This window comes from Sphingobium fluminis (assembly GCF_037723805.1).
GTDB lineage: Bacteria > Pseudomonadota > Alphaproteobacteria > Sphingomonadales > Sphingomonadaceae > Sphingobium.
The window spans coordinates 158,370-183,937 of the sequence record NZ_JBBJUK010000007.1 but is presented as its reverse complement, the minus strand read 5'-3'; the positions used below and the strand labels follow the sequence as shown (position 1 = coordinate 183,937).

Annotated in this window: 24 protein-coding genes; 12 read left to right on the top strand and 12 right to left on the bottom strand. The window is 65.8% G+C overall.

All coding sequences use genetic code 11. The annotated features are described in order from the left end of the window. The 4 genes from WG907_RS16730 to WG907_RS16715 form a co-directional block, all read right to left on the bottom strand. Complete coding sequence (locus WG907_RS16730; RefSeq protein WP_340234591.1) at positions 1–798, bottom strand: 3'(2'),5'-bisphosphate nucleotidase CysQ; 798 nt, start codon at positions 796–798, stop codon at positions 1–3. Further along, positions 785–2,131, bottom strand: a complete 1,347-nt coding sequence (locus WG907_RS16725; RefSeq protein ID WP_340234589.1) for a TldD/PmbA family protein — start codon at positions 2,129–2,131, stop codon at positions 785–787. The genes WG907_RS16730 and WG907_RS16725 overlap by 14 nt, the downstream gene beginning before the upstream one ends. A 101-nt stretch (positions 2,132–2,232) precedes the next feature. Continuing rightward, positions 2,233–3,144 (bottom strand): NAD(+) diphosphatase, encoded by a 912-nt coding sequence (gene nudC, locus WG907_RS16720; protein ID WP_340234587.1) that lies wholly within the window; start codon positions 3,142–3,144, stop codon positions 2,233–2,235. After that, positions 3,131–4,201, bottom strand: coding sequence for an A/G-specific adenine glycosylase (locus WG907_RS16715; protein ID WP_340234585.1), 1,071 nt, complete (start codon positions 4,199–4,201; stop codon positions 3,131–3,133). The genes nudC and WG907_RS16715 overlap by 14 nt, the downstream gene beginning before the upstream one ends. 26 nt (positions 4,202–4,227) lie before the next feature. On the opposite strand from WG907_RS16715, the gene WG907_RS16710 reads away from it, so the two are divergent. From WG907_RS16710 to WG907_RS16695, 4 genes are all read left to right on the top strand, one after another. Continuing rightward, complete coding sequence (locus WG907_RS16710) at positions 4,228–4,782, top strand: DUF721 domain-containing protein (RefSeq protein WP_340234583.1); 555 nt, start codon at positions 4,228–4,230, stop codon at positions 4,780–4,782. A gap of 38 nt (positions 4,783–4,820) precedes the next feature. Next, positions 4,821–5,495, top strand: a complete 675-nt coding sequence (locus WG907_RS16705; RefSeq protein WP_340234581.1) for a thioredoxin domain-containing protein — start codon at positions 4,821–4,823, stop codon at positions 5,493–5,495. A gap of 49 nt (positions 5,496–5,544) precedes the next feature. Next, positions 5,545–6,279, top strand: coding sequence for a thioredoxin domain-containing protein (locus WG907_RS16700; protein WP_340234579.1), 735 nt, complete (start codon positions 5,545–5,547; stop codon positions 6,277–6,279). Positions 6,280–6,356: 77 nt separating this feature from the next. After that, positions 6,357–9,797 (top strand): chromosome segregation SMC family protein, encoded by a 3,441-nt coding sequence (locus WG907_RS16695; RefSeq protein ID WP_340234577.1) that lies wholly within the window; start codon positions 6,357–6,359, stop codon positions 9,795–9,797. A 4-nt stretch (positions 9,798–9,801) separates the two neighbouring features. Here WG907_RS16695 and WG907_RS16690 read toward each other — a convergent pair whose 3' ends face one another. Beyond that, positions 9,802–11,319 carry a phospholipase D-like domain-containing protein gene (locus WG907_RS16690; protein ID WP_340234575.1) on the bottom strand — a complete coding sequence of 506 codons (1,518 nt, stop codon included), beginning with the start codon at positions 11,317–11,319 and terminating at the stop codon, positions 9,802–9,804. Next, positions 11,316–12,218 (bottom strand): 4-hydroxybenzoate octaprenyltransferase, encoded by a 903-nt coding sequence (gene ubiA, locus WG907_RS16685; RefSeq protein ID WP_340234573.1) that lies wholly within the window; start codon positions 12,216–12,218, stop codon positions 11,316–11,318. The genes WG907_RS16690 and ubiA overlap by 4 nt, the downstream gene beginning before the upstream one ends. A 92-nt stretch (positions 12,219–12,310) precedes the next feature. On the opposite strand from ubiA, the gene WG907_RS16680 reads away from it, so the two are divergent. From WG907_RS16680 to WG907_RS16665, 4 genes are all read left to right on the top strand, one after another. Further along, positions 12,311–13,075, top strand: a complete 765-nt coding sequence (locus tag WG907_RS16680; protein ID WP_340234571.1) for a 16S rRNA (uracil(1498)-N(3))-methyltransferase — start codon at positions 12,311–12,313, stop codon at positions 13,073–13,075. Between the two features lie 268 nt (positions 13,076–13,343). Then, on the top strand, positions 13,344–14,717 hold the full coding sequence (locus tag WG907_RS16675; RefSeq protein ID WP_340234569.1) for a glutamate--cysteine ligase: 1,374 nt from the start codon (positions 13,344–13,346) through the stop codon (positions 14,715–14,717). Between the two features lie 397 nt (positions 14,718–15,114). Then, positions 15,115–16,452, top strand: coding sequence for an NtaA/DmoA family FMN-dependent monooxygenase (locus WG907_RS16670; RefSeq protein WP_340234567.1), 1,338 nt, complete (start codon positions 15,115–15,117; stop codon positions 16,450–16,452). A gap of 39 nt (positions 16,453–16,491) precedes the next feature. Further along, the gene (locus tag WG907_RS16665) at positions 16,492–17,148 is read left to right on the top strand and encodes a TetR/AcrR family transcriptional regulator (RefSeq protein ID WP_340234565.1); all 657 of its coding nucleotides are present in this window, start codon (positions 16,492–16,494) and stop codon (positions 17,146–17,148) included. Positions 17,149–17,173: 25 nt separating this feature from the next. Here WG907_RS16665 and WG907_RS16660 read toward each other — a convergent pair whose 3' ends face one another. Genes WG907_RS16660 through WG907_RS16650 form a run of 3 tightly spaced genes read right to left on the bottom strand, consistent with a single transcriptional unit; the run spans position 17,174 to position 19,770 of the window. After that, complete coding sequence (locus WG907_RS16660; RefSeq protein ID WP_340234563.1) at positions 17,174–18,472, bottom strand: methyltransferase family protein; 1,299 nt, start codon at positions 18,470–18,472, stop codon at positions 17,174–17,176. A gap of 58 nt (positions 18,473–18,530) precedes the next feature. Further along, positions 18,531–19,163 carry a DUF1345 domain-containing protein gene (locus WG907_RS16655; protein ID WP_340234561.1) on the bottom strand — a complete coding sequence of 211 codons (633 nt, stop codon included), beginning with the start codon at positions 19,161–19,163 and terminating at the stop codon, positions 18,531–18,533. A 40-nt stretch (positions 19,164–19,203) separates the two neighbouring features. Further along, on the bottom strand, positions 19,204–19,770 hold the full coding sequence (locus WG907_RS16650; RefSeq protein WP_340234559.1) for a peptidase S14: 567 nt from the start codon (positions 19,768–19,770) through the stop codon (positions 19,204–19,206). A 152-nt stretch (positions 19,771–19,922) separates the two neighbouring features. Between WG907_RS16650 and ruvA the strand changes: the two genes are divergently transcribed. The 4 genes from ruvA to WG907_RS16630 all read left to right on the top strand — a co-directional run bounded on the left by ruvA (position 19,923) and on the right by WG907_RS16630 (position 23,915). Beyond that, a complete protein-coding gene (gene ruvA / locus WG907_RS16645; protein WP_340234557.1) occupies positions 19,923–20,528 on the top strand; it encodes a Holliday junction branch migration protein RuvA in 606 nt (201 codons plus the stop codon). A 75-nt stretch (positions 20,529–20,603) separates the two neighbouring features. Further along, entirely contained in the window at positions 20,604–20,930 is a 327-nt protein-coding gene (locus WG907_RS16640) for a GIY-YIG nuclease family protein (RefSeq protein WP_340234556.1), read from the top strand. Between the two features lie 37 nt (positions 20,931–20,967). Continuing rightward, a complete protein-coding gene (ruvB, locus tag WG907_RS16635; RefSeq protein ID WP_340234554.1) occupies positions 20,968–21,990 on the top strand; it encodes a Holliday junction branch migration DNA helicase RuvB in 1,023 nt (340 codons plus the stop codon). Between the two features lie 146 nt (positions 21,991–22,136). Beyond that, the gene (locus WG907_RS16630) at positions 22,137–23,915 is read left to right on the top strand and encodes an AMP-dependent synthetase/ligase (protein ID WP_340234552.1); all 1,779 of its coding nucleotides are present in this window, start codon (positions 22,137–22,139) and stop codon (positions 23,913–23,915) included. Position 23,916: 1 nt separating this feature from the next. Here WG907_RS16630 and WG907_RS16625 read toward each other — a convergent pair whose 3' ends face one another. The 3 genes from WG907_RS16625 to WG907_RS16615 are packed head-to-tail and all read right to left on the bottom strand — an operon-like array spanning position 23,917 to position 25,537. Then, positions 23,917–24,315, bottom strand: coding sequence for a hypothetical protein (locus WG907_RS16625; protein WP_340234629.1), 399 nt, complete (start codon positions 24,313–24,315; stop codon positions 23,917–23,919). Positions 24,316–24,364: 49 nt separating this feature from the next. Then, a complete protein-coding gene (gene gloB, locus WG907_RS16620; protein WP_340234550.1) occupies positions 24,365–25,099 on the bottom strand; it encodes a hydroxyacylglutathione hydrolase in 735 nt (244 codons plus the stop codon). Positions 25,100–25,102: 3 nt separating this feature from the next. After that, positions 25,103–25,537 (bottom strand): VOC family protein, encoded by a 435-nt coding sequence (locus tag WG907_RS16615; protein ID WP_340234548.1) that lies wholly within the window; start codon positions 25,535–25,537, stop codon positions 25,103–25,105. Positions 25,538–25,568 lie beyond the last annotated feature (31 nt).

The following is a 25,568-nucleotide window of genomic DNA, read 5'->3' as shown; positions in this document are numbered from 1 at the left end:
TCAAGCAGCGCCCAATATCTCTCGCACGCGTGGCGCAAGGCGGGCGACCGCCGCACCATGGATATCGGGCGCGGTGCATAACAGGCCGAACGCCGTGGGATCGGGCCGGTTGAAGGCGAGGGGCGCGCCCAGCGCATCGGTCACGGTCCCGCCCGCCTCCTGCACGATGAGCGCGGCGGCGGCGACATCCCATTCATTGCCCCAGCGCACGGTCGCCACGAGATCGGCCTCGTCGGCGGCGACCATCGCCATCCGTAACGCGATGCTGTTGGGCTTGGCGACGGTGACGAGGTCGCGATCCGACCGGGGCAGTTGGTCGGCGGGAACGCGAGCGCCAGACAGGCTGGCCATAGATCCGGCGCGCAGGGCTATGCCGTTGCGAGTCGCGCCGTAGCCCGCCTGTGCGATCCACACTTCCCCGCGCGCGGGAGCGACGAGGATACCGAGCCGCACCGCTCCGTCCTCGACCAATGCGACCGAGACCGACCAACCCGGCCGCCCGCGCAGATAATCGCGCGTCCCGTCGATCGGATCGACCACCCAGACCCGTGAGAGCCCCAGACGATGGACGGTGTCGGCGGTCTCTTCCGACAGCCAGCCGGCCGACGGGTCGAGCGCCTGCAACCGGTCGCGCAACATGGCGTCGACTTCCAGATCGGCCTCGCACACCGGATGGCCCGGTTCCTTTTCCCACTGGCGCACGCGCGTCTCGCCGCCCGCCCAGAGCTTGAGTGCATGGGACCCGGCCTCCGTCACCGCCGCGATGACGCCGTCCAGATCGACCTCAGCCCCCCGCAACGGTCATTCCATCGACGCGCAGCGTCGGCACGTTCATGGCGTAGCGGAAATGAAGGTCGTTCGCCGGCACCAGCGCGCGGAACATATCCTTTAGATTGCCCGCTATGGTGATCTCTGACACGGCATGGCCGACCGCGCCATTTTCGATGAGGAAACCCGACGCCCCCCGGCTGTAGTCGCCGGTCACGCCATTGACGCCCATGCCGATCAGTTCGGTGACATATATGCCTCGCCTGACGTCCTTCATCAGATCGCCCGGCGTTGCGATACCGGGCTCCATATGGACGTTGGTGACGCCCGCGCAAGGCGATCCGCCGCCGCCCCTGCTGGCGTGGCCGGTGGGGGCCAGGCCAAGCTGCCGCGCGGAGGCGCTGTCGAGCAGCCAACCCGTGAGCACGCCCTTGTCGATCAGCGCGCGCCGCTGCGTCGGTAGCCCTTCCCCGTCGAACGGCCGCGAGCGCAGGCCCCGTTCCAGCAGCGGGTCATCGATAATGGTGACGCCCGCTTCAAACAGGGCAGCGCCAAGGCTTTCCAGCAGAAAGCTCGACCGGCGGGCTATCGCCGGACCGACCATGCCGCCGATCAGATGACCGATCAGGCTGGAGCCGATGCGCGGATCGAAGATGACCGGCAGGACGCCGCTCTCCACCTTGACCGGGTTAAGCCGCGCGACCGCGCGCTGCCCCGCGCGCACGCCGATCGCCTCGGCATCGTCGATATCCTCCAGGTGGCGGACGCTGTGGCTCGCATGATCGCGCTGCATTGCCGATCCGCTGCCCGCCAGCACGCTCGCCCAGGTCGAATGGCTGGTGCCGGCATAGGCGCCGGCAAAGCCGTGACTGGTGGCGAGCGCCATCTGGCTGCGGCCGCTTGCCGCGCCGCCACCCTCGCTGTTGGTGATGCCCGGAATGCCGCGCGCGGCCTCCTCAGCTATCAGAGCTCGCTCCTTGAGCGCCGCCGGTTCCGGCTCTGCCTCGTCGGCCAGATCGAGCGCGGGCGGTCGTTTGCGCATCAGCCGGTCTTCGGGTGCCAGACCGGCATAGGGGTCCTCGGGCGCCTCGCGGGCCATGGCGATCGCGCGGTCGACCAGGGTGCCGAGCGTCGCCGGGTTCATGTCGGACGCGGAAATGCTGGCGGACCGGCGACCGACGAAAACCCGCAGCCCGATCTCCTCGCCTTCGGACCGCTCGACATCCTCCAGTTCGCCGAGGCGCACCGACACATTGGTCGACGCGGTGCAATGATAGAGCGTATCCGCCGCATCCGCGCCTGCCTTGCGCGCCGCTGACACCAGATCCTGCGCGCGTGACTGGGCTTCTTCGAGGCTGAGCATGGAGTTAGGACGATCCTTGGGGTTAGCAGCAGGTTTTGGGCCTTACGCGCTCGAACGAGCGGGCGCAACGGATCGCCCCAGAAGGATCAGGCGACCTTCCATCACGAGACTGGCGCTTCAATCCGTTCCAGCCAGTGGGTGAGTAGATGCCAGGCGATCGCCATGGGTGGCGGCGCGATGAAAGGCGCATCCGGATCGCCGGCCAATGAGGCGCGCACACCTGCGGCATCGCACCAGAAAGCATCCTCGATTTCGGTTTCGTCGAGCGTCAACGCATCGTCCTTCGCTTGTGCGACACAGGCGATCATCAGCGACGAGGGGAAGGGCCAGGGCTGGCTGGCGACGTAGCGCACCGAATGAACTGTGATGCCGGCCTCTTCCTTGAGTTCGCGCGCGACCGCTTCCTCGATCGTTTCGCCGGGCTCGATGAAACCCGCCAGCGCCGAATAGCTGCGCGGCGGAAAGCGTGGCTGGCGGCCGAGCAGCACCCGGCCTTCATGTTCGGCGAGCATGATCGCTACCGGATCGACGCGGGGAAAATGTTCCGTGCCGCATGCGCCGCAACGGCGCGCCCAACCGGCCTTTTCGGGCGCGGTCGTTCCGCCGCAACGGGCGCAAAAGCCATGCCGGGCGTGCCAGTCGACCAGGCTGCGCGCCGCGCCGTAAAGGGCCAGTTCGTCCGCCGGAACCTGCGTCGCGAGCGCCCAACTGCGCGGCGTGCTGCTGGCGCCATGGGGCGGGCTGGTCGCCAGACGGGCGAATATCGGATGTTGATCGCTGTTCACGCCGAGCAATATATGGTCCGCGAGCGCGGCGCCGAACGGCAGCGGCACCATCGCCAGATGGCCATTGTCGGCCACCGGGTCCAGCCCGTCCAGCAGCAGCAAACGGGCCTGGGTGGATGCAAAGGCGCGGGCTAGCAGATCGGGATTGCTGCGGACCTGATCCACCCGGTCGATCGTGCTGCCGGCAAAGCCGGGCAATATTCTCTGGTGCGTTTCACTGCCGTGCATCTTCGCGCTCTTCCTTCATCACCCTGTCCGCCGCCCGCCTGAACAATGTAGGCAGGCCAGCCTCTTCGATAAGGGCGAGCGGCCACCATTCACCGGGCCCGGGCGGAACGCAACCGCTCTCCACCCGCCCGACATGGATGGCAAGGGCGAGCGAGAAATGGGTGAAGACATGGTCCACGGGGGCATCCAGCCTCGACCAGACCGCCTCCACTGGCGGCGTCGGATCAGGCGCGGCGCTCCAGTCGGAAGTCGGGAGCCCCCGCATCCCGCCGAGCAGGCCTTTGTCGGGCCGTCGCGCGAGCCACACCCGGCCATCGCCATCCTCTATCCACCAGCCATGGCCCAGCCGATGCGGGCGTGGCTTTTTAGCGGCCTTGACCGGAAAGGCGGCTGGATCGGCGGTGCGAAACGCGGCGCAGCCATCCCGTAGCGGGCAAATGCCGCAGGCGGGATTGCGCGATGTGCAGATGGTCGCGCCCAGATCCATCATCGCCTGCGCGAAGTCGCCTACGCGCACATCGGGCGTGATCGAGTCGGCGGCGGCGCGGATTTCGGTTCGTGCGGCGGGCAGCGGGGTGGCGATGGCGAACAGCCGGGCGACCACGCGCTCGACATTGGCGTCGACTACCACGGCACGGCGGCCAAAGGCGATCGCGGCGATGGCGGCAGCGGTATAGGCACCGACCCCCGGCAAAGCCCGCAACGCCTCTTCCGTGTCGGGGAAAATCCCGCCATGATCGGCGACGACGGCGCGGGCACAGGCGAGCAGGTTGCGCGCCCGCGCATAATAGCCAAGCCCGGCCCAGGCGGCCATCAGGTCCGCGTCCTCGCTCGCCGCCAGCGCCGCGACATCGGGCCAGCGATGGGTGAAGCGCGTAAAATAGGGGCCGACGGCGGCGACCGTCGTTTGCTGAAGCATCACTTCGGACAGCCACACGCGATAAGGATCCGCAGCGTTCGCGCCGGGCGCCGCTCGCCAGGGCAGGCGGCGGGCGTGGACATCATAATGCGCCAGCAAGCTGATTGCGATTTCTGGCACGGGCGTCTCGACGGGCATGGTCGCCCTATGCCATTAAGCAGCCCATGACGGAACGCCCCCACTCGCCAAAAATGGTCGCCAGATCGACCAGCCGTCAGGCCGCGCCCGTCGAGCGGCCGCGAGTCGGCGGACCGCGCGCGATCGCGGACCTGATGCCCGAGATCGGCCGCGCCGCCTTCCGCAAATTCGGCTTCGTCCAGTCGAGCATCGTCACGCGCTGGACCGACATTGTGGGCACCCATTATGCCGCCGTGACCGCGCCCGAATCGATCCGCTTTCCGATCGGCAAAAAGGCCGAGGGTACGTTGCAGCTCACCGTGTTGAGCGGCCATGCGCCGATGATTCAGCATGTTCTGCCCGACATCATCGAGCGGGTGAACCGCTTCTTCGGCTATGCGGCGGTCGCCAAAGTGGCCATGCGGCAGGGCCAGATTCGACCGGCGCAATCCGAACGCCGCCCGCCGCCCCGAAACCTGAAGCCACTGCCGGTGGAACTGGGCGATTCGCTGCGCGATATCGGTGATCCCGAACTGCGCGCCGTGCTGGAATCGCTGGCGCAGGGGCTTGCCAATTCGCGCGGCCTGCCCAAGATCAGCTGACAGATGCTCCTGATGGGGCGAGTGATGGACCTGTTGCGATGATGAAAATCCGCCTGCTTGCCTTTCTCATCTTTTTGCCTGCGGCCAGCTTTGCCGCCGCGGCCGGGCCGAACTGGGTCGCGCGCGTCGCGATTTCGGCCGTCGGCGGACATGTCATGGGCAATCCGGCCGCAAAGACCAGAGTGATCGAATATGTGAGCTACACCTGTTCCCATTGCGCCCATTTCGTGGGGGAGGCGAGCGCGCCGCTGAAGGCCAATTATGTGAGGGGCGGCAAGGTCAGCGTCGAGGTGCGCCATGCGGTGCGCGACAAATATGATATGGCTGCGGCGCTGCTGGCCCGCTGTGGTGGCCCACGCCGCTTTTTCGGCAATCATGAAATGCTGTTCGCCAACCAGAGCGTCTGGATGAAACAGGTCATCGCCTATGATGGCGATGCCGCCGCCAAGCCCACCGATCAGAAGGCCGCGCTGCGTGATATCGGACAGAAGACCGGCCTATATGCGCTGATGACGAAGCGGGGCTTCGCCCGCCGGCAACTCGATGCGTGCATCAACGATCCCGTCGCGACCAAGGCGCTCGTAGCGATGACGGACGAAGCCTGGAACAAGGTGAAGATCCAGGGCACGCCCGGATTCACCGTCAACGGAACGCTCGTCGGCGGCTCCGACTGGGCGGCGCTTCAGGCGGCATTGCCCCCGGCCGCGCAGTAAACTAGATCATCCGCTTCCCCGTCTGAACAACCCCGGAGCCAGTCGCGTCGTGAAAATCCTGCCCGGCCTCGTCGCCATCGCCCTGAGCCTGTCCCTCGCCGCCTGCGGCAAGGGTGACGGCACGCCCAAGTCTTCGGGCGATCCGATCACCGCCGTCGCGCCGCCTGCCGGAACGACCTGGTCGGATACCGTTAACGAGACGCCTGACGGCCATTTCATCATGGGCAATCCACAGGCGAAGCTTAAACTGGCCGAATATGCGTCCTACACATGCAGCCATTGTCGCGACTTTTCCGCCGAGGCGTCGGAGGAAATCCGCGCGCTCGTGAACACGGGCAAAATGAGCTACGAATTGCGCAACTATGTGCGCGATCCGATCGACATTGCGACCGCCCTGCTGGCCCGTTGTGGCGGGAAGGATATTTTCTACCCGCTTTCCGAACAGTTTTTCGCCAACCAGAATGCGATGTTCGCCAAGGCGCAGGCGCTGGGCGATCCCAAATATCAGGCGTTGATGAGCGCACCGCCCAAGCAGCGCTTCGGCCAGTTGGCGCAGGCGGTCGGACTTGTCGACTTCGCCAAACAGCGCGGCATCGCGCAAGCGCAGGCGGATCAATGTCTGGCGGATACTGCCGCAGCCGAAAAACTGGCCAAGGGCGTCGAAGCGGCCAACAGCCAGTATCAGCTCAGCGGCACGCCGACCTTCCTGATCAACGACGCGGTGGTGGAAAACGCCACGACATGGGCTGTGCTGAAAGCCAAGCTCAAGGAAGCGGGCATCTGATTGGGCGGCGGGGGGCGGCTCTTTCCAGCAGCGCCCGTTAGGGGCGCGGCCACAGCGCTCAGCCCGGCCGGCCGCTGATGCAGATTCGACGCCTCAAACTCTCGGGGTTCAAGAGCTTCGTCGACGCGACGGAACTGCGGATCGAATCCGGCCTGACCGGCATCGTCGGCCCCAATGGCTGCGGCAAGTCCAATCTGCTGGAGGCGATCCGCTGGGTAATGGGCGAATCCAGTGCCCGGTCGATGCGCGGCGGGGGCATGGACGATGTGATCTTCGCGGGCACGGCGACGCGGTCGCAACGCGACTTCGCCGAAGTGTCGATGCTGACAGTGCAGGAGCAGGGCGAACTGTTCGGCGCGGTGGAGGTCGGCGCCGACGGCGAACTGGAGGTCACGCGGCGGATCGAGCGCGGTTCCGGGAGCGCCTACCGCGCCAATGGCCGCGATGTGCGGGCCAAGGATGTCGCGCTGGTCTTCGCCGATGCCGCCACCGGGCCGCATAGCCCTGCGCTGGTCAGCCAGGGACGGATCGCCGCGGTGATCGCCGCCCGGCCGCAGGAACGGCGCGCGATGCTGGAGGAAGCGGCCGGGATCGCTGGCCTGCATGTGCGTCGGCGCGATGCCGAGCAGAAACTGCGCGCCGCCGAAGCCAATCTCGCCCGGTTGGACGAAATTCTGATCGAAATGGAGGCACGCGCCGGCAACTTGCGGCGTCAGGCACGGGCTGCCGAGCGCTATATCCGTCTGTCGGGTGACATCAGGGTGGCAGAAGCGCGCGTGATCTTCGCTCGCTGGCGCGAAGCAAGCGCGAGCGCCGACACCGCGCGCGCTGAAGCGAAACAGGCCGAGGCGCTGGTCGCCGTCGCGCAGGAGGCGCAGGCCGCCGCCTCCGCGCACGCCGGCGCGGCGGTCGAGACGCTGGCGCAACGCCGCGCCGCCGCCCAGGCCGCGCGCGATGCCGCCAGTGAAACCGGGCACAGGCTCGCCACGCTGCGCACGGAGCGCGAGGCGATCGTCCGCCGGGTGGCCGAACTGGCAGAGCAGATGGAGCGGCTGACGGAGGATCGCGAACGCGAAGGGACGCTCGGCAATGACGCGGCGGAGGCGATCGCCCGGCTGACGGGCGAGATCGCGCTGCTCAAGACGCGCATCGCCGGGACCGAAGCGACGCGCCCTCATCTTGCCGGCCGCATCGCCGAAGCAGAGCATGTCGCGCGCGATGCGGAACTGGATTTGGCGAAAGCCATGGCACGGCAGGCGGGCGAGCAAGCCGAATTGCGAGTCACCGAAGCCGCGCTCGCGGCGGTGCGCAGCCGCCTCGAAAAGGTGCGGCGCGATGTCACGCGGATCGAGACCGAGATGGCCGCGCTGCCGGTAGCCGCTCCCATCGAGGCGCAGCGCGATGGCGCGATCGACGCGCAACGTCGGGCCATCGTCGATCGGGACAGGGCCGAGGCGGCGACGCTCGCGGCGGAGGCAGCGCGGAAGCAAGCAAGTGAGGCGCGGGCGCTGGCGGAATCGGCGATTGCGGGCGCGCAGGCGGCGCTGTCGGCGATCGACGGCGAGGCAGTGGCGCTTCATCGGGCGGTGGATAGCGGCGAAGGCAAGGGGCGCGCGCTGGATCGCCTGAAGGCCGCGCCCGGATATGAGCGCGCGCTGGCGGCGGCGCTGGGCGATGATCTGGAAGCGCCGATCGCTGCCGATGGCGCGCGGCATTGGGCGGGGGCGGAGCCGATGGAGGGCGACCCTGCGCTGCCGGCCGGTTGCACACCGCTGTCCGAATATGTGACCGCACCGCCCGAACTTGCCCGCCGGCTGGCGCAGGTCGCCACTGTTCATATCGACCATGGCCAGCGGCTTGGGGTCGGTCAGCGACTGGTGACGATGGACGGGAGGATGCGGCGCTGGGACGGCTTCGTCGCGCGTGAGAGCGGGGCTGCGGCCGCCGAGCGACTGATCCGGCTCAACCGGCTGGATGCGATCGAGGCCGCGCGACCGGCCATGCAGGCGGAGGTCGATGCGGCGCGCGCAGCGCTGGACAAGGCGGGCCGTGCCGAGCGCGACGCGCTCGACGCGCTCGATGCGGCTCGTCAGGCTCAGGGAGACGCCGACCAGCGGCTGCGTCGGGCGCTGCGCGCCGCCGACGAGGCGACGACCGCACTGGAGCGGCTCGCCGGGCGGCGCGAGGGCATGGAGGAGCGGCTGATCGAGGCGCGGGGGGACGAAGAAGGCGCGGCGGCGGACTTCGACGCGGCGCAGGCGGCGCGCGTGGCCATGCCCGATGGCGGCGAAACGCGCGCGCTGATCGCGACACTGGCACTGGCGAGCGAGAAGGCGCGACAGGCGGTGAGTCAGTTGCAGGCGGATGAGGCGCTCGCCGATCGCGGCCTCGCCGACGACCGCGAGCGAGCGGCGTCGGCGGATGCCGAGATCAGGCGCTGGCGGGGGCGCGCGGGCGAGGCGGCGAAGCGAATCGCGGCGATGGTGGCGCGGGGCGAGGCGATCGCCGCAGAACGCAGCGAGATCGAGCATCGGCCCGCCGCGCTGGAGGTTGCAATCGATTCATTGAGCCGCGAGGGTTCATCACTGGCGCACGAGGCTGAACAGGCGCGGCTTGCCGAAGCCGAAGCGGAAGCGACCCTCAAACAGTGCGAAGCGCGCATGGGACAGGCGGGCGAAGCCTTGAGCGCATCCCGGGAAGCGCGCGCCGGGGCGATCGCCCGGGCACAGGCGGCCGACGAACGGCGGATCGAAACCGGGCGGTTGTCCGGCGAGCGGTTCGAATGCCCGCCGCCGCTGCTGCCCGAACGGCTGAACTTCGACAGTGGCGACATCCGCATCGCCCAGACCGAACAGGCGCAGCATGACCGCTTGTCTTCCGAGCGCGAGCGGATCGGGCCGGTGAACCTCGTCGCCGCTCAGGAACTGGCGGAACTGGAAGCAATGCAGGCGACCAGTCGCGCGGAAAGCGGGGAACTGACGCAGGCGATCAACCGGCTGCGCGGCTCGATCGGCAGCCTCAATCGCGAAGGTCGGCAAAGGCTGCTCGCGGCCTTCGAGGCAGTCGATAGCCATTTCCGCCGCCTGTTCACGACCCTGTTCAACGGCGGGCAGGCGCATCTGGCGCTCATCGACAGCGACGATCCGCTGGAGGCCGGCCTGGAGATCATGGCCCAGCCGCCGGGCAAGAAGCTGGCTACGCTCACCTTGCTGTCGGGCGGCGAGCAGGCGCTGACTGCCGTCGCACTGATCTTTGGCCTGTTCCTCACCAACCCCGCACCGATCTGTGTGCTGGACGAGGTCGACGCGCCGCTGGACGACGCCAATGTCGAGCGTTTCTGCGACCTGCTCGACACAATGGTGGCGCAGACGCGGACCCGCTATCTGATCGTGACGCATAATGCGGTCACCATGGCGCGGATGCACCGGCTGTTCGGCGTGACCATGGTCGAGCAGGGGATCAGCCGGCTCGTGTCGGTCAGTCTGGACGGAGCCGGGGCGATGCTGGCCGCGGAATAGCGCCTCAGTCTTCTGCTGTGTCAGGCCGATGCGCGAGCAGATTGAGCCTGCCCGCCGCACTACGCATCCGCCGGAACAGGCCGCGCTCATGGATCGGTTCCAGCATTTCGCCCGGACCTTCGGGATCGAGGATCTCATTATCGGCGAGCCAGGCCTGCACGTCGTTGAGATCGGGCGTGACATAGGGCCGCAAGGTGCGTCCGGGCTTGCCCCGCAATTCCTCGATGCCGGCGATGAGGCCGCGCTCCGCGATCACCGTCGCCACGCGCTCGGGTGGCAGATCGAGATGCTCGGCGATCAGTTCGTCGCGAATGCCCAGAATGACCGCGCCATGATCTTTGCTGTGGCCGGCATTGCCGGGTAGCGCCATATCGATGCAGACGTCGCATTCGGTATCGAGCCGCATGGAACGGTTATTCATGTTGGAGGAGCCGACCCGGATCAGCCGGTCGTCGACGATCAGGATCTTGGCATGCACATAGATGGGCGCGCCGCGAACCGTGAAGGGATGATAAATGCGTAGGCGGCCGTGCGGGTCGCGCGCCTTGAGCGCTTCGAACAGACGCGCCCGCGCCGTGTCCATCGCCTGCTGTTCTAGCCATCCGTCCGCCTCGGTCGGATTGATGATGACGATGTCCGGCCCATCGGCTTCGCCCAGCCGCGCGGCGATGGCCTCGGCGATGCGACGGGAGGCGAAATACTGGCTTTCGGCGTAGATGCAGCGGCGGGCAGCGGCGATCTGGTGGCAATAAAGCCGCTCGATCTCGATCAATTCGTCCTGGTCGTCCATCGCCGGCGCGGTGCGGGCGATGGCAATTTCGACATCGCGGAACTGCACCGGCAACGCGTCCGGCCAGCAATCATGTTCACCCAGGATCGGCGCGAGCTCTTCGCCGCCGGCCCCTTTCCATCGCGCCCGGGCGTGGTCGCCAAGCGCTACGGCGACCGGCCCCTGCAGCGCCGTGGTCGCATCGTGCCACGGGCCATAGGCAGACCCGTCGGGATGATGGCGACCGGGATCTTCATCGCGATGATGGCGCGAGTCCCAGCGGTCGGCGGTCATGTCGATCCCGCCACAAAAGGCGAAACAGTCGTCGATCACGACGATCTTCTGGTGATGCGAGGCGGCGGGGGGATGATGGCTGTCGAGCTTCACCGTCACGCGCGGATGCCACATCCATTTGAGCGTCGTGACGAGATTGGTCGGACGGATCATCGACTTCATCGCGCCGATGTCCCAGCGCAGCAGGTAGATTTCGAGGTCGGGATTGCGATCGACCAGCCAGCTTATGAAATCGCCGATGATGACCGGGGCGCCGTCGTCCGCCTCATCCTCTCGGATCAGGGTGATGCGCGCGTCGAAATCCCAGCCGATGAGCATGATCCGCTGTTTCGCCTTGAGCATGGCTGCGCGGGCGTGGCGGAAATAGGCGTCGGCGTCGATGATGACGCTGGCGCGGGTCGCCTGTTCGATCCGCCAGCAATCGTCGCCGGGAATGGGGCCGGGCACGGACACGCTCATGCTGCACCCACGACGAGGCAGGCGAGCAGCATCAGGAAGCCGGCAAAGCGATTGGATCGGAATTTCGCCAGCGGGTCAACGCCGCCCTCGCGCAGGGTCGCCACTTGCCAGAGCAGGTGGCCCGCCATCGGCAGCAGCGCGAGCATGGCAAGCCACTGCGGCCGGACCTGCCAGAGCGCGGCGGCCCAGAGCGCGAGCGCGAGCGCATAGCAGAGCGCTACCCCGGCGCGGACATGGCGACCCATGGACAGCGCGCTCGATCCGATGCCGATCAGTGCATCGTCCTCCCGGTCCTGAAGCGCGTAGATCGTGTCGTAGCCGATCACCCAGAAGATCGAGCCGGCGTAGAGCAGCAGCCCCGGCATCGTCAGGTCGCCCGCCACCTCGGTCCAGCCGACCAGCGCGGCCCAGGAGAAGACGAGGCCGAGCCAGACCTGCGGCCAGCCGGTGATGCGCTTCATGAACGGGTAGGCGGCAACCAGTGCGAGGCTGGCGAGCGCGACCAGTTGGGCCGGACGATGCAGCTGGAGCAGGACGACGAGGCCGACGAGGCATAGCGCCACGAGCCAGCCCCAAGCGGTCGCGAGCGCGACGGCGCCGCTCGCCAGCGGGCGGGAGGCGGTGCGCGCCACTTTAGCGTCGAGATCGCGGTCGACGATATCGTTGAAGACGCAGCCGGCGCCGCGCATCGCGATGCTGCCCAGCAGCAGCCAGAAGAAGAGCGGCCAGCGATCCCCGGCACCGCTCGCCAGCGCGACCGCCCAGGCGCCCGGCCAGTAGAGCAGCCACCAGCCGATCGGCCGGTCGAGCCGCGCCAGCAGCGCGAGATTGCAGGGCAGATCCGGCAGCAGAGCGAGCAGGCCGTGCGCCTGGCTGTCGGGGACGATGGCTTGGCTCAACTTCAACTCCGATCGAGTCACGCTTGTCGCGGCCCACGACTTCCCTAAAGAGTGAAATGGCATTTCGACAAGCTGAATGAAAGAGTGCGACGATGACCGCCACCCCCGCCTGGCCCCCGCAAAGCGCGCCGCGGCTGCATGTCGAAACCCAGTTGGGCGAAGGCGTCGCGGTGCCGGTCGACGGCAACCCCGCCCATTATCTGATCAGCGTGATGCGGGTGAAGGCGGACGACATAGTGCTGCTGTTCGACGGGCGGTCGGGCGAATGGGCGGCGCGGGTGCGCGATGTGCGCAAGCGCGACCTGATGCTCGATTGCATCAGCCGGACCAGGCCGCCCGAGGCCGTGCCCGATTTCTGGCTGTGTTGCGCGCCGATCCGCAAGGGGCGGATCGACCTGATCGCGGAAAAGGCGTGCGAGCTTGGCGTGGCGAAATTGCAGCCGGTGCTGACGCGGCGGGCGGTGGTGGACAAGCTCAATTTCGACCGGCTCCATGCCCATCTGGTCGAGGCGGCGGAGCAATGCGGACGAACGGCGCTGCCAGAACTGGGCGCGATGGTGAAGCTGGACGCGCTGCTCAAGGGCTGGCCGGCGGGGCGGCACCTGTTTTTCGCCGACGAAACCGGTGGCGCGCCGCTGGGGGATGCGCTCGAAAGGCATCGCGGACCGGCTGCCTTCCTGATCGGGCCGGAGGGCGGGTTCGATCCTGCGGAGCGCGAAGCGATCCGCGCCGTGGCGGAGGCGGTGCCGGTGTCGCTTGGCCCACGGATATTGCGGGCGGAGACGGCGGCGATCGCCGCGACGGCGGCGTGGATGACGATCAATGGCGACTGGCGCGGGCCGCCGCCGACCGCTTAACTTCGCATATTTCCCGCATATTTCGCCCATTTATGTCGCGAACCGGTAATATAATTACAAATTGGCAGAAGGGGCATCACGATGAGAAAGAGCGATGGCGTTCCGTCTAGCATCGCGCATCGGCAATAGGACAGGCGCATTTATCGCCGGCCGTCGCGCCCGATTGTCCGTTTCATTCCGAAATCGGATTGCGGCATGACAGGGGGCTTCCTATCTGTGCCGCGCGCGCTCGGCTTTGACGCGCGACGGGGAATCGCTAAGGCGGGGCATGAGCACTAGGACAGACTCCGGGGAACGCGACCCCCTCATCGAGAGCCGCGACCAGTTGATCGCGTCCTTCGCCAAGGGTGAAAAGCCCAAGGATCGCTGGCGGATCGGCACCGAGCATGAGAAATTCGTCTATGCGACGAGCGATCATCACGCCCCGTCCTATGAGGAAAAATCGGGCATCCACACGCTGCTGATCGGCCTGACCCGCTATGGCTGGCAGCCTGTCTATGAAGGCGAGAATATCATTGCCCTGTCCGGGGTCGACGGCACGATCAGCCTGGAGCCTGCCGGGCAGCTCGAATTGTCGGGCGCGCCGCTCGACAATCTGCATCAGACCTGCGCCGAGACCGGCCGTCATCTGGAACAGGTCAAATATGTCGGCGAGCAATTGGGCCTGGGGTTCCTGGGCCTTGGCATGTGGCCCGACAAGACCCGCGCGGAACTGCCGATCATGCCCAAGGGCCGGTATGAGATCATGCTGCGGCACATGCCGCGCGTGGGATCGATGGGCCTCGACATGATGCTGCGCACCTGCACCATCCAGACCAACCTGGATTATGGCAGCGAGGCGGACATGGTGAAGAAGTTCCGCACCAGCCTTGCGCTCCAGCCGCTCGGCACGGCGCTGTTCGCCAATTCGCCCTTCACCGAAGGTAAGCCCAACGGCTATCTATCCTATCGCAGCCATATCTGGTCGGACACCGACCCCGGCCGCACCGGCATGCTGCCCTTCGTGTTCGAGGATGGCTTTGGCTATGAACGCTATGCCGACTATGCTCTCGATGTGCCGATGTATTTCGTCTATCGCGACGGCAAATATATCGATGCGGCGGGGCACAGTTTCCGCGATTTCCTCAGGGGCGAACTGGCGGTCCTGCCCGGCGAAACGCCGACGGAGAAGGATTGGGAGGACCATCTGTCCACCGCTTTCCCCGAGGTGCGGCTGAAAAGCTTCCTCGAAATGCGCGGGTCGGACGGCGGGCCGTGGAACCGGATCTGCGCGCTGCCGGCGCTGTGGGTGGGCCTGCTCTACGACCAGGGTGCGCTCGATGCGGCGTGGGATCTGGTCAAGGGCTGGAGCATGGACGAGCGGCAGGCGCTGCGCGATTCCGTGCCGAAGCTCGGCCTCGACGCGCCCATCGGCGGCGGCCGGAGGTTGCGCGACATTGCGGGCGAAGTGCTCGACATCGCGCGGGCTGGGCTTGCGGCGCGTGGCCGGCTGAACAGTGCGGGCGATAATGAGACCGGCTATCTGTCCGCGCTGGACGAGGTGGTATCGTCGGGCAAGACCCATGCCGAACGGCTGCTGGAACGCTATCATGGCGAGTGGCAGGGCGATGTCAGCCGGGTCTATACCGAAGAGAGTTTTTAGGATGAGCGGTGTTCCTGCGAACGCGGGAATCCGGGGTTCAAAGTCACTGGCCTGACATTGGACTCCTGCTTTCGCAGGAGAAGCATGCGTTACTCGGTCGGTTCACCATCTGCGAACAGGCACCGGACGGGCCGTGCCCGTTCATCCAGGCGCCATGGGCGCGATAATCGGGATCGGCCGACAGAGGCTTTTCCTCGGTCTTTTTCCGCCAGTGATAGACGGCATTTGTGATGCCTTGTCGGCGGCGCTCGACCCGCGTCGCGCCGTTCCCATGCCTTATACAGCCTGAAATAGCAGTTGCGGGCAAAATTTAATGACGTACATTAATGACCGTCATTGAAAAATAAAGCGCCTGAGTCGATCGTGCTGGCGCATCACGTGTCGAATGGAGTCCAGGATGTCTGAAAACCGTCAAATGGTCATCGGCTGGCTGATGGAGCCGGCAGGGACTCATCACGCCGGCTGGCAGGTGTCTGCCGATCAGCCGGATACGGCGCACGACATCCGGCACTTCGCGAAAATGGCGCAGGAAGCCGAGGCGGCCAAACTCGATTTCATTTTTCAGGCCGACGCCGCGTCGATCCGGCCGGGGCCGATCGATGCCGTTTCGCGGCAACTGACATATGCCAATATGCTCGAACCCTTCACACAGATGGCCGCGCTTTCGCAACTGACGTCGAAAATCGGCCTGGTTTCCACGGCCTGCACCAGCTTTTGGGAACCGTTCAATCTGGCCCGGCTGGCGTCGTCCGTCGATCATATCAGCGGAGGACGTTTTGGCTGGAATGTCGTGACGGGACGGCATCCGATGGCAGCCCCCAATTACGGCCATGATTCGATCGCGCATTCCGATCGATACAAGCGCGCACACGAATTTACCGACGTAGTGCTGGGGCTTTGGGACAGTTACGAAGATGATGCTTTCTGTCGTGATCCCCAATCGGGCCATTATTTCGATCCCGCGAAGATTCACCCGCTTTATCATGAAGGCGAATATTATAAGGTTCGCGGGCCGATGCCGCTGGGGCGAACGCCGCAGGGCCACCCGGTGCTGGTTCAGGCCGGGTCGTCGGGCCCCGGCAAGGATTTTGCGGCAAGGTTCGGCGAGGTGATTTTCTCGATCAACGGCACGGTGGAGAAAGCCGGAGCGTTCTACGAGGATATCAAGGGTCGGATGGCCCATTATGGCCGCGAGCGTGACGAAATGCGCGTACTGAGCGCGCTGGTGGTCGTCGTTCGCGAAACGACGCAGGAAGCGATCGACGCGTTCGAAGACATGCAGCAGCGACTGCATCCCGAACTGATGAAGCACACGGTTTCCTATGATCTCGAAACCGATGTCATGGACCTCGACATCGACGATTATGTCACCGTCGACAGATTGCCTGCCGAAGCCAATTCGAGCAAGTCAGGGGATGCGGTGCTGCGTGAGTGGCTCACGCAAAGGCCAATGACGGTAAGGGAACTTTATTTCGAGTTCTGCCAGAGCCGTTCGTCCAAGACGGTCCATGGATCGCCCGCCGAGGTTGCCGACGTCATGGAAGAATGGTTCGCCGCGGGCGTGACCGATGGCTTCATGCTGATGTTTCCGCTGGAATCGGGCATGCGCGACTTTGGCCGCCTCGTCGTCCCGGAACTGCAACGCCGGGGCCTGTTCCGTCAGGACTATGAGGGCAACACGCTTCGCGACCATCTTGGGCTCAAACGACCCGAATGGAAGGCGCGGCCATCGTAGCGCGGCGGCGCGCATGCCAGGGGAAAGGCTAAGAAGGCAATGAGCGGACCGTTGCCGGCAAGAGAAGCGATGATCGTGACGGCGGAGCGCCATTTCGCGACCCATGGCATGGAAGGCACGTCGATGCGGCAGATCGCCATCGACGCAGGCCAGCGCAACGAGTCCGCCGCGAACTATCATTTCGGGACGCGGGAAGGCTTGATCCGCGCCATTCTGGGTCACCGCATACCGGCATTGAACGCGCGGCGCAGAAGGCTGCTCGAAGATGCCAAGCGCGCCGAGGGCAGCGTGATTTCGCCCCGCACCATCGCTTCCATCTTCATTTTTCCGATGGCCGACGAGATATTTCTCAACTGGCGCAACTGCTACTGGGTGCGTTTCATTTCCCAGTTATGGGCGATCGAGAAATTCCAGTATCTTGCCGACGAGTTCGAAGCCCGTTCATCGGCGCTGTTTGAAACCAATGACCTGCTGCAAAACATCCCTCATGTCGATCCCGCCGTGTTGAAAGTGCGCAGGGATATTTTACGGCGCGATGTGGTCTGGGGCTTGTCGCGGGTCGAGGCCCTGTCCTTCCGGGAAGGCCATGCCCTGTGCGAACTGCATATAGCCAATCTGGTCGACATGATCGCCGCGAGCATTTCCGCCATGCCGTCCGAAGATACGCTGATGAAGGTGAAGGCGCTTTCCGCCTAGGCGCAGCGGGATCGGCGAGTGCGGATCATTCCGCTGGCGCAAGCGACGCGGGTTCATGCTTGCGGCCCGTCACCCACGCGAACAGGCGCGGGACGGGGCCGTGGCGGTCCATCCAGTCGCTATAGGCGCGATAGTCGGGATCGGCCGACAGATGCTTTTCCTCGGTCTTTGCCCGCCAGTAATAGACGGCGTTGGTGATCGCCAGCAGCGCGCAGTTGCGCACGATGTCGACCATCGAACCGCTGGTCGCGAGGAAGGGCAGGGACGAGAACCACCAGAAGAGGTTTTTGGCCAGATAGGCGGGGTGGCGGGTCCAGCGATAGGGGCCGTGGGTCAATATGCCGCGATGGGTGAGGTTGGAAAAGCGGATGCCGAAGGCCACCGTCGCCCAGGCGTAAAGCCCGGTCAGCAGCACCAGCCAGCCGCCGAGCAGCCATTGCAGCGCCGGCATGCCCTGAGTCCAGACATCCCATTCCGCGCCGCCGGCATGATAGTCGAGCGGGCCGCCGCCGCCCATCAGCACGAAGGGCGGGTAGCAGATCAGCGCCGCGACCCAGCCCGAAAGATAGGGATTGGCGGTGCGGATGTGCGAATCGAGTGGCTTGAAGGTCAGCAGATAGCCGACCGTCGCCATGCACACGTCGATCATGAACATGACCGCGATCAGGAAGCCCGCCATCGCAACCGGATGGGCAAAGGCATCCTCGATCCGCCAGTCGACGACGCTGGCGAAATTGCCCGGCACGATCGACAGCATGAAGGCGAGGAAGAAGCCCTTTACCGCCCAGGCGCGGGCGTGGTGCGCGACCTGCGCCGGGTCAGGCGATCCCGCCGCGCCGCCGATCACCCACTGGCCGAAGTGGAAGCTGGCGTCGCGCGGTTCGACCAGCCGCCGGTCCAGCCAGAGGATATAGGGGACGGACAGCAGCAGCAGCCAGGGTGCCGCCGCCATGAACAGGTTCATCGAAAAACGGTAATTGCCGTCCCAGTACCAGCGCGCGATGCAATAGCAGATCGCGATGCCGAGCCAGGTCGCCCACAGGCCGGCGATCTTGACGATGCTGATGTCCCGCACGCTTCGCAGCGGGCGGGCGGGGGCGGTCCAGTCGATACCGGTCGAGGGGTTGCGATGCACCTTGTCGACGAGCAGCGACCACAGCACCATCGGCACGCCGCAGGCGACCACGGCGGCGAGCCCGGCATGGGGACCGTCCATGCCGAAATGGCGGGCGGCGAGCGTCCACAGCGCAAGGCCGGCAAGCCCGGCGATGCCCACGCCATGGCCGACGGCGGATTTCGGGCAGGGATCGGCGGGCTGCGTCATGGCCGAGGCTTTACCGCGAAATTGGTAAGCAAGCCATGAATCGCCTCCGTTGCGACCCTTAACCGCCCAGCACGTTGATGGTGAAGGCCAGCACGCCGAGGTTGAAGATGAAGGCGGCCAGGCAGTGGAACAGGACGACGCGCCGGACCGACATGGTGGTGACATCTACGTCCGATGTCTGGAACGTCATGCCCAGCGTGAAGGAAAAATAGAGGAAATCCCAATAGGCCGGCTCGTCCGTGTCGGGAAAGGCGATGCCGCCGCTATCCTTGCCTTCTTTCCCGGCCAGATAGAAAATATGCGCATAGTGCATCGCATAGACGAGGTTGGAGAAGATCCAGGCCAGCAGCAGGGTCGCGAGCAGCAGGGCGATGCTGGCGGCGTCGGGGCCGCCATGCTGCGCCACCGCCATGCCCACCGCGACCAGCACGACCAGGCTGACGATGCCGGTCAAAAGCAGCATAAGGCCGCGATTGGCGTCGTTGGCGGCGGCCTTGCGCCGCATGGCGTCCGGGTCGGCCTCGATCAGCGGCGCGACCGTCACGAGGAAGGCAATCGCGGCGATATCGAACCCCGCCATGACCGCTTCATGCCAGGGCAGCAGCAACGCGAGCGGCGCGGCGCTCGCGAGCAGCGCCAGGAACATGCCGTAGCGCCAGGGGAAGATCGGGGTTCGGGCGGTGTTGGCCATGGCGTATCAAAGGCGCAATCGCCGCGCGCCGCAAGCCTTCTTACAGCACTGCCGCGACCAGCCCCATGGCGGCGGCCTCGTTCGCTTCGAGATACCAGTTTTCGGTCGACCGGGCGAGCACGTCGTCCATCGTAACCTGCGATCCCAGCACGATATTGGCGAACCCCTCATTCTGGATCGCGATCGACGCCTCGATCTCGTTCAGCACGGCCTTGAGCGAGGCGACGCAGGTTGAAAGCGGGCCTTGCAGGCGAATGTCCTTGGTAATGATGCGTTCGTGGATCATGACGCGGGTGCCGCGCGTCAGATAGCGGTTTTCGACCGCGAAAAAGCCCATGAAGGTCGCGCCGGCGGAATAGACCGCGGTCTTGCCGAGGAACACCAGCCGGCGACCCGGATAGAGATCGGAATGAAAGCGGATATCCTCGCCCATCATGCGCGCGATTTCGGGATCGCCACCCAGCGTCGATATTTCGATTGCGACGAGACCTTCCGGCGGCGCAGTGGCAAGCATGTTCCTGAAATGCAGATACATGCCATGGTCGACCGTGCCGGCGAGCGAAATGGCGGGGAACTGGAAGTCACGGGCAGTCAGCAGGGGAAGCATGGGCGTCTTTCTGTTCGGGGCAGCCATCGGCTTGAGGTTGGCCAGCATTACGCATGGAACGGGATTTGGTGCCGGGCCGCGCCGATTTCTTTAAGGCTGGCGCGGCGCGCTACAGTCTGTAAAGAACAGACCATGACCATAGGGCCAGTGACATGATCGCGAAACTCAAAGGAAGGCTGGACAGCACGGGCCTCGACCATGCGATCATCGACGTGGGTGGGGTCGGCTATCTGGTCGGCGCATCGTCCCGTACGCTGTCGGCACTGGGGCCGGTGGGCGAGGCGGTGACGATCCACACCGAAATGCTGGTGGCTGAAGATTCGATACGGTTGATGGGCTTTGCCAGCGCGGAGGAACGCGACTGGTTCCGGCTGCTGACGGCGGTGCAGGGCGTGGGCGCGCGGGTGGCGCTGGCGATATTGTCCGCGCTGGAACCGGCGGAGGTGCACCGCGCCGTGGCGATGGGCGACAAGACGATGGTGACGCGGGCGAACGGCGTCGGCCCCAAACTGGCCGAGCGGATCGTGCGCGAATTGAAGGACAAGGTGGGCGTCGCCCCTGCGGGCAGTGCGGTTGCGGCGGGCATAGTGATCGCGCCGGTGGGCAGCCACGGCGCGGATGCGCTATCGGCGCTCCAGAATCTGGGCTTCAGGCCGGTCGAGGCGAGCGCCGCGGTGGCGGCGGCGGAAGCCGAGATCGGCGAGGATGCGAGCCTTGACGCGCTGGTGCGGCTGGCGCTGCGCAAGGCGGCGAAATGAGCGGTTTTTCCGGTACTCGTCATGCTGAACTTGTTTCAGCATCCAGCAAGGGTCTGGCGCTGGAGGAAAAATGGGATGAAAGAGCCGTGCGTCTACATCCTTGCGAGCAAATCCTATGGGACGCTTTACATTGGCGTGACGTCCAACCTGATCGGCAGGCTGACACAGCATCGCGACGGCAGCCTGCCGGGATTTACCAACCGATATGGTGTTCGCATGCTGGTACGGTTCGAAATGTGCGAGTGGATGGAGCAGGCGATCCTGCGCGAAAAGCAGTTGAAGCGCTGGCGGCGGCAATGGAAGATCAATTTGATCGAGTCCGAGAATCCGGGCTGGATCGATCTTGCGGTGGGACTGGGACTTCCCCCCTTACCGGTCGCCGAGCGGTGCGATGGATGCTGAAACAAGTTCAGCATGACGAAGCGGGCGTGACAGCGGCATGAGCGACGACGATCGCCTCATCACCCCCGCCCGGCGCGCCGAGGATGCCGACGCGGCGTTGCGGCCCAAGAGCCTCGACGAGTTTATCGGGCAGCAGGCGGCGAAGGGCAATCTGCGCGTCTTCATCGAGGCGGCGAAGCAGCGCGGCGAGGCGCTAGACCATGTGCTGTTCTTCGGGCCGCCGGGGCTCGGCAAGACGACGCTGGCGCAGATCGTCGCCAAGGAGCTCGGCGTGGGCTTTCGCGCGACATCCGGGCCGGTCATCGCCAAATCGGGCGATCTGGCGGCGTTGCTCACCAATCTGGACGAAGGCGACGTGCTGTTCGTGGACGAGATCCATCGGCTGAACCCGGCGGTGGAGGAAGTGCTGTATCCGGCTATGGAGGATCGTGCGCTCGACCTGATGATCGGCGAGGGGCCGTCGGCGCGCAGCGTGCGGATCGACCTGCCGCATTTCACGCTGGTCGGGGCGACCACGCGGCAGGGGCTGTTGACGACGCCGCTGCGCGACCGGTTCGGGATTCCGGTGCGGTTGCAATTCTACACGGTGGACGAGCTGGAGCTGGTGGTGCGGCGCGCGGCGCGGCTGCTCGGCCTTGCCATCACGTCCGACGGCGCGGTCGAGATTGCGCGCCGTTCGCGGGGCACGCCGCGCATTGCCGGCCGGCTGCTGCGGCGGGTGCGCGATTTCGCCAATGTCGCGGGCGCGCCGACCGTGGACGCGCAAGTCGCCGATGGCGCGCTGGCACGGCTGGAGGTGGACCAGCTGGGGCTCGACCTGATGGACCGGCGCTATCTCCACATGATCGCGGACATTTATCGCGGCGGGCCGGTGGGGGTGGAAACGCTGGCGGCTGGCCTGTCGGAACCGCGCGACACGGTCGAGGAAGTGATCGAGCCCTATCTGATCCAGCTAGGCCTGATCGCCCGCACCGCGCGCGGGCGCTGCCTCAACGGGCCGGGGTGGAAGCATCTGGGCCTCAATCCGCCTGCCGGTTCGCAGGACGGGCTGTTCGACTAGGCATCGGGCAAGAGCGGGCGCTCGCGTCGCGCCGGGAAAGCCCATAAAAATCAAGCAAAATTCATGGCCGTTACGCAATCGCGCGGCTATAGTTCGCCGATAAGGAGGCGCGCGGAAGATGCGCCGCACGCCAAGGAGCAGCGAGTTTGAGGGCGATCGAGCGTTATCCCAATCTGGTGACCATGTTTTTCGAGCGCGCGAAGGAGCAGGGCGACACCCCCTTTCTGTGGCGCAAAACGGCAGGCGCGTGGCAATCGATCAGCTGGGTGGAGACGGCGGCGCAGGTGGCCGCGCTCGCCAGCGCGCTGCGGGCACAGGGACTGCGGCCTGGCGAGCCGGTGATGCTGGTCAGTGAAAACCGGCCGGAATTCTGCATCGCGGACCTTGCCATCATGGCGGCGGGATGCGTCACGGTGCCGACCTATACCACCAACACCACGCGCGATCATCAGCATGTGCTGACCGACAGTGGCGCGCGCGCGGTGATCGTGTCGACCGCCAGGCTCGCCACCACCCTGATGCCGGCGGTGCTGCGGTCGCAGGCGCAGTTCGTGATCGGCATGGAGCCGTTGCGCGGCATGCAGGGCCAGTGCCCCTGCTATGTGTGGGCCGAGCTGATCGCGCATTATCCGACCGACCCGCAAGCCTGTGCAATGGAGCAGTCGGCGCGGCGCGAGGATCTGGCCTGCATCATCTACACCAGCGGCACCGGCGGCGCGCCGCGGGGCGTAATGCAGCATCATGGCGCGATCCTGAGCAATGTCGAGGGCGCCGGGCGGCTGGTGGCCGAGGATTTCGGCTGGAAGGACGAGGTGTTCCTGTCCTTCCTGCCGCTCAGCCATGCCTATGAACATAGCGGCGGCCAGTTTTTGCCGATCATGCTGGCGGGACAGATTTATTATTCCGAAGGGCTCGAAAAGCTCGCCTCCAATATCGAGGAGGTGCGGCCGACGATCATGGTGGTCGTCCCCCGGCTGTTCGAGGTGCTACGCGCGCGGGTCATCAAGTCGATCGAGAAGCAGGGCAGATTTCCCACCTATCTGCTGGGGCAGGCGCTGCGGATCGGGGCAAAGGCGCAGCGCGGCGAGCGGTCGATCCTCGACCTGCCGATGAAGGCACTGCTCGACCGGACATTGAAGCCCAAGGTCGCCAGCCGATTTGGCGGGCGGATGAAGGCGATGGTGTCGGGCGGGGCGCCGCTCAATCCCGATGTCGGCCTGTTCTTCGACGCGCTGGGGCTGACATTGTTGCAGGGCTATGGCCAGACCGAGGCAGGCCCGGTCATCAGCTGCAATCGCCCGCGCGCGGGGATCGCGATGGATACGGTGGGACCGCCGCTCGATGGTGTCGAGGTCAGGATCGCCGAGGATGGCGAGATTCTCGTACGCGGCGAGCTGGTGATGCATGGCTATTGGCGTAACCCGGCCGAGACGGAAAAAGCGCTCAAAAATGGCTGGCTCCATACCGGGGATATCGGCGAGATCGACGGACGCGGGCGCATCCGCATCACCGATCGCAAAAAGGACCTGATCGTCAACGACAAGGGCGACAATGTGTCGCCACAAAAGGTCGAGGGCATATTGACGCTGCAACCCGAAATCGGCCAGGCGATGGTGCATGGCGACCGGCGGCCGCATCTCGTCGGACTGATCGTGCCCGATGCGGAGTGGACGCGCGAGTGGGCGAGCGTGCAGGCGCGGGACGTCGAGGATGTCGCGAGCGATCCTGGCTACATCGCCGCGCTGCGCGCCGCCGTCGACCGGGTCAATGCCGATCTGTCGGTGATCGAGCGGGTGCGGCGTTTCATCCTGGCGGATGAGCCCTTCACCATCGAGAATGAGGAAATGACGCCGTCGATGAAGATCCGGCGGCATGTCATCGGCAAGCGCTATCGCGAGCGGCTGGACGCACTGTACAAGGGGTAAATTAGCGCGGCTTGCGATAGGGGGTGAAGTCGCCGAGGGCGCAGGCGCCGGTGGGAATCCCGACCGTCAGGTCCGCGCTGCGGGCCATGTCGCCGCGACAGAGTTGCAAGCCGGAGCTTTGCGTGATCAGCGTATCGCCGCGATTGAGGCCCGAGCAGGACCCGATCAGGTCGTTGCGATAGATCAGCCGGCCACTTGAGCGGTACAACAGCACATTGCCGCTGATGACGGTAAGGCTGGAAGAGGCGGAGCGGTTGATGCAGCTGACCTTGTCCCCCGGCGTCAGCCCGGCGAGCGCCTTTTCGAGCTTCGCCGCCTGTTTCTGCGTCAGCGGTTCGGGCTGGTAGGCACCGGCGCATCCCGCCAGCAGCAGCGGCGTCATCAACATCCAGGGGCGCATGGTCATGGTCTTTCTCCGTAAGACAGACGGCGCCGGGGCGTGACGACCGTCAGGCAGCATCCTTGGCCGCGCGCCGCGCCGCCAGTTCATCGACATTGGCGGCGCGCAGGAAGATATTCGTCTCGCGCTCCAGCCCGATCGTCGTCGGCACCGTCGCCTGCCCCAGCGCGCGGGCGGCGTCGACCGCCTGCACCCGTTGCCGCAGCGCTGCGTTATCCGGTTCAACGGTCAGGGCGAAGTGGCCGTTGGATTGCGTATATTCATGTGCGCAATAGACGGTCGTCTCGTCGGGCAGTTCCCGGAACAGGGCCATATTGGCGAACATCTGGGCCGCCGTACCCTCGAACAGGCGGCCGCAGCCCATGGCAAAGAGCGTGTCGCCCACGAAGATGATCGCGTCGTCGGCCAGATGATAGGCGATATGGCCAGCCGTATGCGCCGGCACCGCGAGCACCTGCGCCACATGATCGCCGATGCGGACGCTGTCGCCCCCATCCACCAGCCGATCGAGCGAGCCGATCTTTTCCGCCTCCGCCGCCGGGCCGGTGATGATGCAGCCGCCCCATGCCTGTGCCGCCGCCTTGATCGCGGCGTTGCCGCCGACATGATCGCCATGCCAGTGGGTGTTCCAGATCTGGCCGATCGTCCAGCCGCGCTCGGCCGCCGCCGCCAGCACCGGCTCCGCGACGGCAGGGTCGACCGCCACGGTCTCGCCGCTGGCGTCGTCGTGGATCAGCCAGACATAATTGTCGCTGAGCACGGGGATGCGGACGACTTCCAGCATGATCTACCAGACCCCGATATTGGGCATCGACGCCCAGGGTTCTGCAGGTTCGAGCCGCCCGTCCTGAAGCAGTTCGACCGAGATATTGTCGGGCGAGCGCACGAACGCCATATGGCCGTCGCGCGGCGGGCGGTTGATCGTGACGCCCGCGTCCATCAGCCGCTGGCAGGTCGCGTAGATATTGTCGACGCGATAGGCGAGATGGCCGAAATTGCGCCCTTCGCCATAGTGTTCGGCGGGGCTGCCGTCCTGCGCGGGCCAGTTGTAGGTCAGCTCGACCTGCGCGTCCTCGTCGCCCGGGGCGGCGAGAAAGACCAGTGTGAACCGGCCGCCCTCGCTGTCGAACCGCCGCTGTTCGCGCAGACCGATCAGTTCGAAGAACGCCACGGTCTTGTCGACGTCCGTCACCCGGATCATGGTATGGAGATATTTGGTCACGTTTCGGCTCCATTCGTCGCCATAAAGCAAC